At 65.7% G+C, this 12,648-nt stretch carries 10 protein-coding genes and 4 pseudogenes; 12 read left to right on the plus strand and 2 right to left on the minus strand.

Annotation, left to right across the window (positions count from 1 at the left end; all coding sequences use genetic code 11):
* Positions 1–453: methyl-accepting chemotaxis protein (locus tag TY51_RS16415; RefSeq protein WP_042251462.1), on the plus strand; the 453-nt coding region annotated here is incomplete at its 5' end.
* Positions 454–821: 368 nt separating this feature from the next.
* Here the strand turns inward: TY51_RS16415 and TY51_RS16420 are convergent.
* A pseudogene (locus TY51_RS16420) lies at positions 822–1,951 on the minus strand (IS3 family transposase).
* On the opposite strand from TY51_RS16420, the gene TY51_RS16430 reads away from it, so the two are divergent.
* Entirely contained in the window at positions 1,944–2,381 is a 438-nt protein-coding gene (locus TY51_RS16430; protein WP_373960726.1) for a M10 family metallopeptidase C-terminal domain-containing protein, read from the plus strand. The pseudogene TY51_RS16420 and the gene TY51_RS16430 overlap by 8 nt on opposite strands.
* 132 nt (positions 2,382–2,513) lie before the next feature.
* Positions 2,514–2,975: a hypothetical protein gene (locus tag TY51_RS22195; RefSeq protein ID WP_156118084.1), complete on the plus strand. Its 462-nt coding sequence runs from the start codon at positions 2,514–2,516 to the stop codon at positions 2,973–2,975.
* A gap of 341 nt (positions 2,976–3,316) precedes the next feature.
* Here TY51_RS22195 and TY51_RS16435 read toward each other — a convergent pair.
* Positions 3,317–5,204 (minus strand): annotated as a pseudogene (locus tag TY51_RS16435) (heavy metal translocating P-type ATPase).
* A gap of 180 nt (positions 5,205–5,384) precedes the next feature.
* On the opposite strand from TY51_RS16435, the gene TY51_RS16440 reads away from it, so the two are divergent.
* The 9 genes and pseudogenes from TY51_RS16440 to TY51_RS16480 form a co-directional block, all read left to right on the plus strand.
* Positions 5,385–5,642 carry a PepSY domain-containing protein gene (locus TY51_RS16440; RefSeq protein WP_042251471.1) on the plus strand — a complete coding sequence of 86 codons (258 nt, stop codon included), beginning with the start codon at positions 5,385–5,387 and terminating at the stop codon, positions 5,640–5,642.
* The gene (locus TY51_RS16445; RefSeq protein ID WP_042251473.1) at positions 5,635–6,174 is read left to right on the plus strand and encodes a cytochrome b/b6 domain-containing protein; all 540 of its coding nucleotides are present in this window, start codon (positions 5,635–5,637) and stop codon (positions 6,172–6,174) included. Before TY51_RS16440 ends, TY51_RS16445 begins: the two co-directional genes overlap by 8 nt.
* Before the next feature lie 197 nt (positions 6,175–6,371).
* Positions 6,372–7,970, plus strand: coding sequence for a cytochrome-c oxidase, cbb3-type subunit I (gene ccoN / locus TY51_RS16450; protein ID WP_042251476.1), 1,599 nt, complete (start codon positions 6,372–6,374; stop codon positions 7,968–7,970).
* Between the two features lie 12 nt (positions 7,971–7,982).
* Positions 7,983–8,707 (plus strand): annotated as a pseudogene (gene ccoO, locus TY51_RS16455) (cytochrome-c oxidase, cbb3-type subunit II).
* Positions 8,708–8,715: 8 nt separating this feature from the next.
* Positions 8,716–8,901: a CcoQ/FixQ family Cbb3-type cytochrome c oxidase assembly chaperone gene (locus tag TY51_RS16460; RefSeq protein WP_042251478.1), complete on the plus strand. Its 186-nt coding sequence runs from the start codon at positions 8,716–8,718 to the stop codon at positions 8,899–8,901.
* A complete protein-coding gene (ccoP, locus tag TY51_RS16465; protein WP_081995181.1) occupies positions 8,888–9,865 on the plus strand; it encodes a cytochrome-c oxidase, cbb3-type subunit III in 978 nt (325 codons plus the stop codon). The genes TY51_RS16460 and ccoP overlap by 14 nt, the downstream gene beginning before the upstream one ends.
* A gap of 180 nt (positions 9,866–10,045) precedes the next feature.
* Positions 10,046–11,370: pseudogene (gene ccoG, locus TY51_RS16470) on the plus strand (cytochrome c oxidase accessory protein CcoG).
* Position 11,371: 1 nt separating this feature from the next.
* Positions 11,372–11,833: a FixH family protein gene (locus tag TY51_RS16475; protein WP_042251480.1), complete on the plus strand. Its 462-nt coding sequence runs from the start codon at positions 11,372–11,374 to the stop codon at positions 11,831–11,833.
* A 23-nt stretch (positions 11,834–11,856) separates the two neighbouring features.
* On the plus strand, positions 11,857–12,648 hold a 792-nt coding region (locus TY51_RS16480), incomplete at its 3' end, for a heavy metal-associated domain-containing protein (protein ID WP_042251489.1).

Consider the following 12,648-nt stretch of genomic DNA (forward strand, 5'->3'; position numbering starts at 1 on the left):
CAGCGCGCATCCGGCTCCGCGCGTGAGATCAAGTTGCTGATTTCCGAATCCGCCAGCCAGGTCAAGGCAGGGTCGGCGCTGGTGGGACGTACCGGCGAAAGTCTGGAGCAGATCCTGGTCAAGGCGAAAGAGGTGTCAGACCAGATCTCGGCCATTGCGCTGGCTGCCAATGAACAGGCGATTGGGCTGATCGAAGTGAACACCGGCGTTAACCAACTGGATCAGGTGACCCAGCAAAACGCCGCCGTCGCTGAACAGGCGAATGCCGCTGCGGCATCGCTGCAGCAGCGCGCCGAAGATCTGACGCAGGAAATCTCGGGGTTTCGTGTTGCAGGACATGGTGTCAGGACCTCAGCGTCGCGGGGGCGGATACCTGCGTCTCTCCCCGCTGTCCAACCGCTTCCCCTGCGGGTCGTCGGTGGCCGAACTGAAGGTCAGATGTTCGAGTTCTGATATCTCCTAAAGATCACCAGCCCGGACCCACATGCCGGGTCCGGGCTGTTGATTGTACGGTGCGATTCAGCCGATTGAGGACTGATGCGTGTTCCGCGTTAGACAGAAACCCAAGATGCCTTGGCTATCGAATACCCGCAGGCCGAGATCGACGGCCCAACTCCATAGCCCTTTTCAGCGCCGTTTTGCACACACTCATATCAGGTTCATGCGTACCGCCTGGCTGACTGCGCTCGTCGTGTTGCGGACGCCCAGCTTCTTCTGAGCGCTGTCGAGGCAGGCTTTGAGGCCCGAGACACTGATTCCGAGGATATCTGCCGCCTCGCTTTTTGGTCTTGTCACGTATTCGTTCCGCCCCAAGTGCTCGTTTAGGCCACCTTGCGTTCGAAGGCCAAGGGGCTTTTCCCTCCCAAGGCTGAATGCCGGCGGCACGGGTTATGGAAGCCGTTGATGTATCGAAAGATGGCCGTCTCAGCTTGGCGGCGGGTCTCCCAGGTGCGTCGCCAGATCAGCTCTGCCTTGATGGTTTTGAAGAAGGTCTCGACAGCAGCGTCGTCATAGCAACTGCCCTTGCCGCTCATTGACGCTTTCAGGCCATGTTCGTGCATGATTTTCTGGTAGTCATGCGCGCAGTATTGGCTTCCACGGTCGCTGTGGAAGATGCAGCCCCGAGGCGGTGTTCGACGAGCAATGGCCATCTTCAGCGCCCGGATCGCTAAATCGCGTTTCATGCGGTTGCTTACGGCCCAAACGATCACCCGCCGGGAATGCAGGTCCAGGATCACCGCCAGCTACAGCCAGCCCTCGCGGGTCCAGATGTAGCTGATGTCGCCCGCCCATTTCTGGTTCGGTCGATCTGCGGTGAAGTCACGGTCCAGCAAGTTCGGCGCGATGGTGAATGTGTGGTCGCTGTCAGTGGTCGCTTTGAATTTCCTCGTTCCTTCAACGACGATCCCGTTCTCGCGCATCAGTCGCCCGACCCTGCGGTGCCCGACATCGACGCCGACTTCCTTCAGTTCTTCTGTCATCCTGGGGCGGCCGTAGCTACCCAGGCTCAGTCGCGACTGCTCCTTGATGTGCGCCAGAACCACCATGTCCATGTGCTGCCTGCGGCTGGCAGGGCGACTGCGGAAAGCCCTCAACCCGCGGGGGCTGACATTCATCACCCGACACAGCCGGTCGATCGGGAAAGCACCGCACTGTTCTTCAACGAACCGGAACCTCACGGCTTTAGGCTCGCGACGAACTGGGTGGCTTTTTCCAGGATGTCCCTCTCCTCGCGAAGTATGCGTTTCTCACGCCGAAGCCGGTCGTTCTCAAGCGCAGGTTCGCGATCCTCGTTCGACACCACATCCGTGTCACCGTGCGTGGTGATCCACTTGTTCGGCGTCGACATCCCGATCCCAAGATCATCGGCGATCTGTCTGCGTGAGAGCCCCCTGGTCAGGGCGATCCGCACCGCATCCCTTCGAAATTCACCCGCTCTGGCCGTGCCCATAGTTCATCTCCTTTGCTCCAAATTATGCTGTCAAAGGAGCGGCACCAAACCGCGACAGGTCCAGACAGGCTGGTCGGGGGGCGGCAAGGATCAGTTGGTCGGAGGCCTGGGTGCAGATCAGTTCGTGTTTGCGAGTCGACTTGAATCCGGTGCAGGGCCTGCCGGACGGGATGTCATCACCGATTTCAATCGGGCTCAGGGCGACAAGATCGACCTGGGCGCGATTGACGCGAACCTGCGCCTGGCGGGCAACCAGGCGTTCGCGTTCGTCGGCACTGACGGCTTCTCGGGGTCTGCAGGCGAACTGCGTTACCTGCAAGCCAACGGAGCAACGCTGATCTTTGCCGACCTGGATGGTGATCGCAGAGCAGACTTCTCCATCGAGCTGTCACGGCAGATGACCCTGAACGAGAACGACTTCTTCCTATGACCCAGGTGTTCCACCGTGCATCATGCACCGTGGAACACTCCATATGGGGCTGAGCAATCCACGAGCGTAGAACGCTGAAGACGAAGCTCAAAGCAGTCTTTCATCGTTTGATCTTGACCTTCGGCGGGACCCTTGATCCTCCTGCTTTACTCAGACCAACGTCCGCTGCCGCCAATGCTTTCGTTGACGTGCTGGCAATTTCAGGAGACCACAATGTGTCAGCCAAGCTTGCGTGCCAAGTTCTGTACCTGCGCCGATGACAAGCCGCTTGGCTATCCCCGTTGGGCGCTCTGGCGCTCCAATCTGGAGCAAGACGAGCCGGAACTGCATGGAGTCGGCTCATTCTTGCCGCCTGCGCTCGATCATGAACTCCTCGTTGATCGTGTACTTCATGATCTGAACAGACCTGACGCGTTCGACACAGATCTCGGTTTTAATGATGGTGACAGACTGGTTCTGCATTGGCGTAGGGGTGTCTCCATGGCATTTTGCTACGACGATGAAAAATGGTCGGAAGCTTCGGGAGTGAGCTTTCAAAAACCTGGCAAGGACAGACGGCTTGCCGCTGGCCGACTTGAGGCGCATCGCCTTTGAGGCGCCAAACTTCTCAGACAAAAATCGGCATACGTTACATAATCAAGATTATAGCTAAATCCTTTGCGTCGCGGTGGGTTCTACTCTGAGGCGCACGTGAAAGGTACGCCATTTCGGAAATCTGAGAAGCCTCGTCGTTTCAGAGCGCTGCATGATCCGAAACCTTCATCTAGACGTTAAAGACAGTGAAGCCTTCGGCGACCGGGAAGCCACATGATGATCTTTTAGAAGGAGCTTGGTCAGGCCAAGCCGGCGACAGGCGTCGAAAGGACAAACCGCCAAGCGGTCATCTCCTGGAACGACGATCGGCGGTTCAGACCCTGCCCTGCCAGAAAGCCCCATCAGGACGACGTGTTAGCCCTGGATACCTCATGCACACCTTGGTCCGTGGCGGGTTGCTGCGGCACGATCCGCAGGGCACGCAGGGCATTCAGGATCACGCCTACGTCGATCACCTCCTGCAGGATCGCGCCTTGGACGGGCGACAGATAGCCGAATGCCGCGGCGATCATGCCCAGCACCGACAGGCCGATCCCGGCCGCGACGCTTTGCAGGGCGATCCGACGGGCGCGTTGCGCGATCTCGATGCCGGGCAGCAGGTTGTCCAGCCGGTCGACCAGCAGGACGACATCCGCGGCCTCGGCCGATGCGGCGGCCCCGCGCGCACCCATCGCGACGCCGATGTCGGCGGCGGCAAGCGCAGGTGCGTCGTTCACCCCGTCGCCCACCATCATCACGGGACCGGCGCCGCGTTCGGACAGGACCAGCCGGACCTTTTCGTCCGGGGTCAGACCGGCCCGCACATCGTCCAGCCCAAGCCCCCGCGTGACCGCCATCGCGACCGCGCGCCGGTCGCCCGTGGCCAGCAGAATGCGCGCGATGCCGTGGCGACGCAGCCCGGCCAGCAACGCCGCCGTGCCCGGCCGCAGGCGTCCGCCAGGACCAGATGCCCCGCCAAGCGCCGTCGACGCCTAGGGAAACGACCACCGCGCCTTCGTCGCGCAAGGGTGCGTCGGTCCGGGTCAGGCCCAGCTGCGCCATCACGAAATCGGTGCCGCCCACGACGACCGCGTGCCCCTCGACAATGCCCGCAACGCCTTCGCCGGGGGTCTCCACCACCGCCGTGGGCACCGGCAAGGCCGTCCCCTGCGCCGACGCGACGATTGCCTGCGCGATCGGATGGCCCGAGGCCTGGTCCAGCGCCGCGGCATAGCGGATGACCTGATCGCGGGTCAGCAGGCTGCCCGTCGGCTGCACCGACACGATCTGGGGGCGCCCCTGGGTCAGGGTGCCGGTCTTGTCCAGGATCAGCGTGCGAATGCCGGCCAGCGCTTCCAGAGGTTTCGCCCCCTTGATCAGCACGCCGTAATGCGCGGCCCGCGACAGGCCTGCGACCAGCGCAACCGGCACGGCCAGGATCAGCGGACAGGGCGTCGCCACGACCAGAACCGCTACCGCGCGGATCGGATCGCCCGTGACCCACCACGCGGCGGTTGCCAGCGTGACGGTAACCGCCAGGAACAGCATCGCGTACCGGTCGGCCATCCGGGCCATCGGTGCCTTGGACGCCTGCGCGGTCTCCACAAGGCGGACGATCCCGGCATAGGTGCTGTCGGCGGCGCGATGGGTGGCGCGCAGATCGAAGGCGTCGCCCGCATTGGTCGAACCGCTCATCACGTCCTGGCCCTGCATGCGCCGTACGGGCATGGATTCGCCGGTCAGCGCCGACTGGTCCAGCAGCGCTCCCGGACCGGCCACCGTGCCGTCCACAGGGGCGACGGCGCCCTGCCGGATCAGCAGCAGATCGCCCGGCAGGATGCGGTCCAGCGCGACCTCGGTCAGGGTGTCGCCCTGATGCAGGGTGGCGGTGCGCGGGACGCGGGACAGCAGGTCGGTCATCTCGCGCCGGGCGCGGCCGGCGGCAAAGCTTTCCAGGAACGTGCCGCCCGAATACATCAGCGCGACGACCGCCGCGGCCAGCGTTTCGTCGAAGATCAGCGCGGCGGACATCGACAGGGCGGCGACGATGTCCAGCCCGACCTCGCGGCGGGCCAGACTGCGCAGGATTTCGACCAGCAGGGCCGCCAGCACCGGGATCACGCCGCCGCCGAAGGCCAGCGCGGCGGCATCGGGCCGGCCCGCGGCCATGAAGCCAAGGCCTGACAGCAGACCCAGCAGCGCGACCGCCAGCAGGGCAAGGTTCGCGCGGTCGGCAAACATGGCTTTCATGGATGAAATGTCCTGTGGTCGGCGTCGTGACGACGCGCGAACCGTTCGCCGGATGCTACGCCGGACTGCCGTCCTGTCAAAGCCCCCTGTATCTCCCCCCTGCCCGCGCGGGTTGTAAGGTTGCTGCAAGGTCTGCCGTTCATGGCTTTGCGCATCGAAACACCGATGACGGAGACATCCATGCGGACCCCCCTTGTTGCCCTGATGCTGGCCGGACTGGCCTTTCCCGCTCTGGCCGCCGACCGCTGCGACGTGGCCCAGGCCGACTGGCGCCCGGTCGAGGAGCTGACCGCCGACCTGACCGCCAAGGGCTGGACCGTCAGCAACGTCAAGACCGAGGACGGCTGCTATGAGGTCTATGGCCATGACGCCCAAGGCAAGCGGGTCGAGACGTTCTTCGACCCCGCCACCTTCGAGGCCGTCGGCAGCGATGACTGACCGCGTCCGCGTGTGGGACGGCTTTGTGCGGCTGTTCCACTGGTCGCTGGTCGCGCTGATCGCGGGGGTCTGGCTGACCGCCGAGGGGCCCAGGATCCTGCACGAACGCTTGGGCTATGTCATCGCGGGGCTGATCGCCCTGCGCGTGGTCTGGGGGCTGATCGGCCCCCGCCACGCCCGGTTCGCGGATTTCATCCGCGGGCCGCGCCCGGTGCTGGCCTATCTGCGCGATCTGCGGGCCGGGCGGGACCGCCGCTATCTGGGCCACAACCCGGCGGGCGGCGCGATGATCGCGGCGCTGCTGCTGACCGTGACCGGCACCGCCCTGACCGGCTGGCTGCAGACGACCGACGCGTTCTGGGGTTCGTCCGCGATGGAGGAGGTCCACGAGGTCCTGGCCACGCTGATCCTGGTGCTGGCCGGGCTGCATGTCGCAGGCGTGCTGGTCGAAAGCCTGCGCCACCACGAGAACCTGGTCCTGTCGATGCTGACCGGCACCAAGCGCCCCCTGTCCGACAAGGATCGCGGATGAGGCGGTAACGCACCGCCGCCTGCACGGCGTCTGGCAGCGGGGATGCCGACCGATGCGGCAGTGATCGGGATCGACCGGGCGCCGCGAATTCGCGTCACGCTTGACATGGATCAAGGCGCGACACCCGCATGCGCGGCATGTGTGACACACGCAACACGCCATCCTCCGCCCATCGGAGGCTGCCGAAAGGGTGCCGCATGTGGGATAGCCTGAAACTGACAGCCGTCGCCGCGGTCGCGGCCCTGGCCGCGCTGGCCGCGCATTTCGCCCGGGACGGAGCGTATCAACTGCATGCGGTCCTGATCATGTGCATCGCGGGGGGCATGTTCCTGCACATGCTGCGCCGCATCGACGAACCGCCCGCCCCCGTCCAGACCGGCTATTTCGACAGCGTGATCCGCGCCGGCGTGATCGCGACGATGTTCTGGGGGCTGGCGGGCTTTGCGGTGGGCACGTTCATCGCCTTTCAGCTGGCCTTTCCGCAGCTGAACTTTGACTGGGCCCAAGGATACGCGAATTTCGGACGGCTGCGGCCGCTGCACACGTCCGCGGTGATCTTTGCCTTTGGGGGCAACGCGCTGATCTGCACGTCGTTCTATGTCGTCCAGCGCACCAGCGCGGTGCGGCTGTGGGGCGGCAATCTGGGCTGGTTCGTGTTCTGGGGTTACAACCTGTTCATCGTGCTGGCGGCGACCGGCTATCTGCTGGGGTCGACCCAGTCCAAGGAATATGCCGAGCCGGAATGGTATGTCGACCTGTGGCTGACCGTCGTGTGGCTGGCCTATCTGGCGGTCTATCTGGGCACGATCATCAACCGGCGCGAACGCCACATCTATGTCGCCAACTGGTTCTATCTGGCCTTCATCGTAACCGTCGCGATGCTGCACGTGGTCAACAACCTGTCCGTCCCGGTCTCGGTGTTCGGGTCCAAGTCGGTGCAGGTGTTCTCCGGCGTGCAGGACGCGATGGTGCAGTGGTGGTACGGCCACAACGCGGTCGGGTTCTTCCTGACGGCGGGCTTCCTGGGGATGATGTACTATTTCGTGCCCAAGCAGGCCGACCGCCCGGTCTACAGCTATAAGCTGTCGATCATCCACTTCTGGGCGCTGATCTTCCTCTATATCTGGGCGGGGCCGCACCACCTGCACTATACCGCCCTGCCCGATTGGGCGACGACGCTTGGCATGGTGTTCTCGATCATGCTGTGGATGCCGTCCTGGGGCGGGATGATCAACGGGCTGATGACGCTGTCGGGGGCCTGGGACAAGCTGCGCACCGACCCGGTGCTGCGGATGATGGCGGTCTCCATCGGGTTCTACGGCATGTCCACGTTCGAGGGGCCGGTGATGTCGATCCGCGCCGTCAACGCGCTGTCGCATTACACCGACTGGACCATCGGGCACGTCCATTCCGGCGCACTTGGCTGGAACGGGATGATCACGTTCGGGGCGCTGTATTTCCTGGTGCCCAAGCTGTGGCACCGGCCGCGCCTGTACAGCCTGGCCATGGTCAGCTGGCACTTCTGGTTGGCCACGATCGGCATCGTCCTCTACGCCAGCGCCATGTGGGTGTCGGGCATCATGGAGGGCCTGATGTGGCGCGAGGTCGACGCCCAGGGCTATCTGGTCAACGCTTTTGCCGACACCGTCAGCGCCAAGTTCCCCATGTACGTGGTCCGCGCCCTGGGCGGCGTCATGTATCTGGCCGGTGCGATCATCATGTGCGTGAACCTGTGGCGGACCGTCACCTCGGTCGGTGTCGCAGCACCCGCCCCCAACGCCGTTCCGGCAGAATAAGGACAGCGCGTCATGGGCATCCTGGACAGACACAAACGCATCGAAACCCACGCGACCCTGCTGCTGGTGCTCAGCTTCCTGGTCGTCAGCATCGGCGGCATCGTGCAGATCGTGCCGTTGTTCTACCTGCAGAACACCATCGAGACGGTCGAGGGCGTGCGCCCCTATTCGCCTTTGGAGCTGGCAGGCCGCGACATCTATGTCCGCGAGGGTTGCTACAACTGCCACAGCCAGATGATCCGCCCGCTGCGCGACGAGGTCGAACGGTACGGCCATTACACCTGGCGGCGGAATCGATGTACGACCACCCGTTCCAATGGGGGTCCAAGCGCACCGGTCCGGACCTGGCGCGGGTGGGGGGGCGGTATTCGGACGCGTGGCATGTCGATCACCTGACCGATCCGCAATCGGTGGTGCCTGAATCCGTGATGCCGCCTTACGGGTTCCTGCTGGACCGCCGTCTGGACGGCGAATGGATCGGCGACAGCATGCAGGCGCATCGCATGGTGGGCGTCCCCTATACCGACGACATGATGGCCAGCGCCCGCAGCGATTTCCGCGCCCAGGCCGATCCGATGGCCGATCCCGCCGGGCTGGAGGACCGCTATCCCGGTGTCGGCATCCGCAATTTCGACGGCCAGCCGACACTGACAGAGATGGACGCCCTCGTGGCCTATCTGCAGGTGCTGGGCACGATGGTCGATTTCTCGACCTACATCCCCGACCCGAACCGCTGAGGTCCGCCATGGAAACCTATTCGCTTCTGCGCGCCTTTGCCGACAGCTGGATGCTGCTGTTCCTGACGCTGTTCTTCGTGGGCATCATCGCGTGGGCGTTCCGTCCCGGCGCCCGCGCAGCGCAAACCGAGGCCGCCACCTGCGTCTTTCGCAACGACGACACCCCCGCCGCGCATCAGGATGACCAGCCATGACCGGCCAGACGCCAGACCCGTTCGGACCCGACCGCATCCCTGCGGACCCCGCCCCCGCCGATACGCCGCCCGACGACCTGATCGGCGCGCGCGCCATCGGGCCGACACGGCGGCCGACCTCAAGGCCCGCGACATCGCCACCACGGGGCACAGCTGGGACGGGATCCAGGAATACGACAACCCCCTGCCCCGCTGGTGGCTGTGGACGTTCTATGCCTGCATCGTCTATGCGATCGGGTATTCCATCGCCTATCCGGCCTGGCCGATGGTCACGACCGCGACCCGGGGTGTGCTGGGCTATTCCACCCGCGCCGAGGTGGCCCAGGACATCGCCCGCGTTGACGCCGCCAATGCCGGCATCAAGCAGCGCCTGGTCGAGACCGATCTGGTGCAGGTGGCGGACGACCCCGAACTGTTGCGGTTCGCGACCTCGGCCGGGGCGTCCGTGTACCGGACGTGGTGCGCGCAATGCCATGGCGCGGGGGCCGCGGGGGCCGTCGGATACCCGAACCACCTGGACGACGACTGGCTGTGGGGCGGCGATCTGGATGCCATCTATGCCTCGACCGCCCATGGCATCCGCAACACGACCGACCCCGATGCCCGCTATTCCGAGATGCCGCCCTTTGGCCAGATCCTGGACAGCGACCAGATCGACGCCGTGGTGCAGCATGTGCGCGCGATCTCGGGCCAGGATCATGACGCGGGGGCGGCCGCGACGGGTGCCGCGGTCTATGCGGACAATTGCACCGCCTGCCACGGCGATGCGGGGACCGGGAACCGCGACATGGGCGCGCCCGACCTGACCGATGCCATCTGGCTGTATGGCGGCGATGTCGCGGCGCTGACCACGTCGGTCACGATGGCACGGTTCGGGGTCATGCCCGCGTTCAACACCCGTCTGTCGGATGCCGACCTGCGGGCCGTCACGCTGTACCTGCACGGATTGGGCGGCGGCGAATAGCGCGCCTGACATGGATCAAGGCGCGGTGCCGGCCGCCCTGCCACACTGCGCCCAACCCCAAGCGGAGACATCCCCGTGCATCCCCCGTCCCCCGCCGCCCCGCCATCCCTTTATGCCGCCCGCGAGCCGATCTTTCCGCGCCGCGTCAAGGGCCGATTCCGCACCCTGAAATGGGTGATCATGGCGCTAACGCTGGCCGTCTATTACGTCACGCCCTGGCTGCGGTGGGACCGCGGCCCGGACATGCCGGACCAGGCCGTGCTGGTCGATCTGGCGGGCCGCCGCTTTTTCCTGTTCTGGATCGAGATCTGGCCCCACGAATTCTATTTCGTGGCCGGGCTGCTGATCATGGCGGGGCTGGGCCTGTTCCTGTTCACCGCGGCGCTTGGCCGGGTCTGGTGCGGCTATGCCTGCCCGCAGACCGTCTGGACCGACCTGTTCATCCTGGTCGAACGCTGGATCGAGGGCGACCGCAACGCCCGCATCCGCCTGCTGCGACAGCCGTGGTCCGCGCACAAGCTGCAGCTGCGGCTGATGAAATGGACCGTGTGGCTGCTGATCGCTTTGGCGACCGGCGGTGCGTGGGTGTTCTATTTCACCGATGCGCCGACCCTGCTGGCCGGACTGCTCAGCCTGCAGGCGCCGATGACGGCATGGCTGACCATCGCCCTGCTGACCGCCACGACCTTCGTGTTCGGCGGATTCATGCGCGAACAGATCTGCATCTATGCCTGCCCCTGGCCCCGCATCCAGGCCGCGATGATGGACGAGGACACGCTGACCGTCGCCTATCGCGACTGGCGCGGAGAGCCGCGGCGCAAGCATGCGAAAACCGCGCCCAAGGCGCAGGGCGACTGCATCGACTGCATGGCCTGCGTCAACGTCTGCCCGATGGGCATCGACATCCGCGACGGCCAGCAGCTGGCCTGCATCACCTGCGCGCTGTGCATCGACGCCTGCGACGACGTGATGGACCGCACCGGACGGCCACGGGGCCTGATCGGCTATCTGGCGCTGACGGACGAGGATGCGGAACGGCAGGGTGCGGCGCCCCGGCCCGTCTGGAAACACGTGCTGCGCCCGCGGACGGTCCTCTATACCGTGCTATGGGCCGGGATCGGGGTGGCGCTGGTCGTGGCGCTGTTCCTGCGCCCCGATATCGGGCTCAGCGTGGCGCCGGTGCGCAATCCGACCTTCGTGACGCTGTCGGACGGGACGATCCGCAACACCTATGACATCCGGCTGCGCAATCAGCATGCCCGCGCGCGCGATTTCGCGATCTCGGTCACGGGCGACCCGGCCCTGGCAGTCGCGCTGGAGGGGCGTCCGACAACCGAGTCCGGGTCCGCGCGGACGAAACGTTCCTGCAGCGCGTCTATGTGACCGCGCCCCCAGGCAGCGCCCCCGCCACTCGCGACCGCACCGACCTGCGCCTGTGGGTGCAGGACGCGGCGGGAAACGACCGCGCCTCTCGGGCGACCCTCTTCAACGGCAAGGAACCGTGACATGAAACCGCTGACAGGACGCAAGGTGTTCGTCATCGCCGCATCGGCCTTTGCGGTGATCATCGCGGCGAACGTCACCTTGGCCACGCAGGCCATCCGCACCTTTCCGGGATTGGAAGCCGCAAACGCCACCATCGCCAGCCGGGGATTTGATGTCAACCGTCAGGCGCAGCAGGCGCTGCGCTGGACCATGCGGGCCGATTATGCCGATGGCGAGCTGGCCCTGCGCTTTACGGACGCGGCGGGGGTGCCGGTGGCGGTCCATGACCTGGACCTGCTGGTCGGCCGCACCACCGATGCGGGCGCGGATGTCCGGCCGGTGACCGCGATCCGGGGCGAGGCCCATGTCGCCCCCGTGGCCCTGGCACCCGGCCGCTGGATGCTGCGCGTGTCGGCACGGGCCGGGGACGGCACGCCGTTCCGCCAACGGCTGGTCATCACCGTCGGGGGGGACGCGTCGTGACCTATATCCAGACACCCGGGCTGATGGCCTGCCCCGCCTGCGCGGTGGCACCCATGGCGATGGCCGCCGCGCGGACGCCGGATGACGACGCGCAGCGGCTGATCCTGTCCCTGCCCCATATCCACTGCGCGGCTTGCATCACCGCGATCGAATCCGCGCTGATGGCCCTGCCGGGCGTGTCGGCCGCGCGGGTGAACCTGACCCGCAAGCGCGCCACCATCCACGCGGCGCCCGGCATCGACGCCGACTCCCTGATCACCGCGTTGGCCCGGATCGGCCACGAGGCGCATGAACTGGACAGCGACGCCCTGTCGTCCGGCGACAACGACGCGCAGGGGCGCGATCTGCTGCTGCGGCTTGGCGTGTCGGGCTTTGCGATGATGAATGTCATGCTGCTGTCGGTCGCCGTCTGGTCGGGGGCCGAGGATGCCACGCGCACCTTGTTCCACTGGATATCCGCGATGATCGCGCTGCCCACCGTGGCCTTTGCCGGGCAACCGTTCTTTCGCAGCGCATGGGCGTCGCTGCGGGTCGGGCGGCTTGGGATGGATGTGCCGATCTCGCTTGCGATCATCCTGGCCTCGCTGATCTCGCTGACGGAAACGGCGGCGGGGGGCGAACATGCGTGGTTCGACGCGGCGGTCTCGCTGACGTTCTTCCTGCTGGCCGGGCGCTATCTGGATCACCGCACCCGCGCCGTCGCCCGGTCGGCGGCCGCTGTCCTGTCCGCGCTGGAGGTGCCGCGCGCCACGCGGCTTGGCCCGGACGGTCAAGAGGTCGTGGCCGTGTCCGATCTGGTCGCGGGCGATCTCGGT

The sequence above is a fragment of the Paracoccus sp. PAMC 22219 genome, assembly GCF_000787695.1.
Lineage (GTDB): Bacteria > Pseudomonadota > Alphaproteobacteria > Rhodobacterales > Rhodobacteraceae > Paracoccus.

Coding starts and splice junctions, on each gene's coding strand:
- TY51_RS16445 (WP_042251473.1), top strand. CDS start 5,635: ATGACTGACCGCGTCCGCGTGTGGGACGGCTTTGTGCGGCTGTTCCAC.
- TY51_RS16475 (WP_042251480.1), top strand. CDS start 11,372: ATGAAACCGCTGACAGGACGCAAGGTGTTCGTCATCGCCGCATCGGCC.
- TY51_RS16460 (WP_042251478.1), top strand. CDS start 8,716: ATGGAAACCTATTCGCTTCTGCGCGCCTTTGCCGACAGCTGGATGCTG.
- ccoN (WP_042251476.1), top strand. CDS start 6,372: ATGTGGGATAGCCTGAAACTGACAGCCGTCGCCGCGGTCGCGGCCCTG.
- TY51_RS16440 (WP_042251471.1), top strand. CDS start 5,385: ATGCGGACCCCCCTTGTTGCCCTGATGCTGGCCGGACTGGCCTTTCCC.
- ccoP (WP_081995181.1), top strand. CDS start 8,888: ATGACCAGCCATGACCGGCCAGACGCCAGACCCGTTCGGACCCGACCG.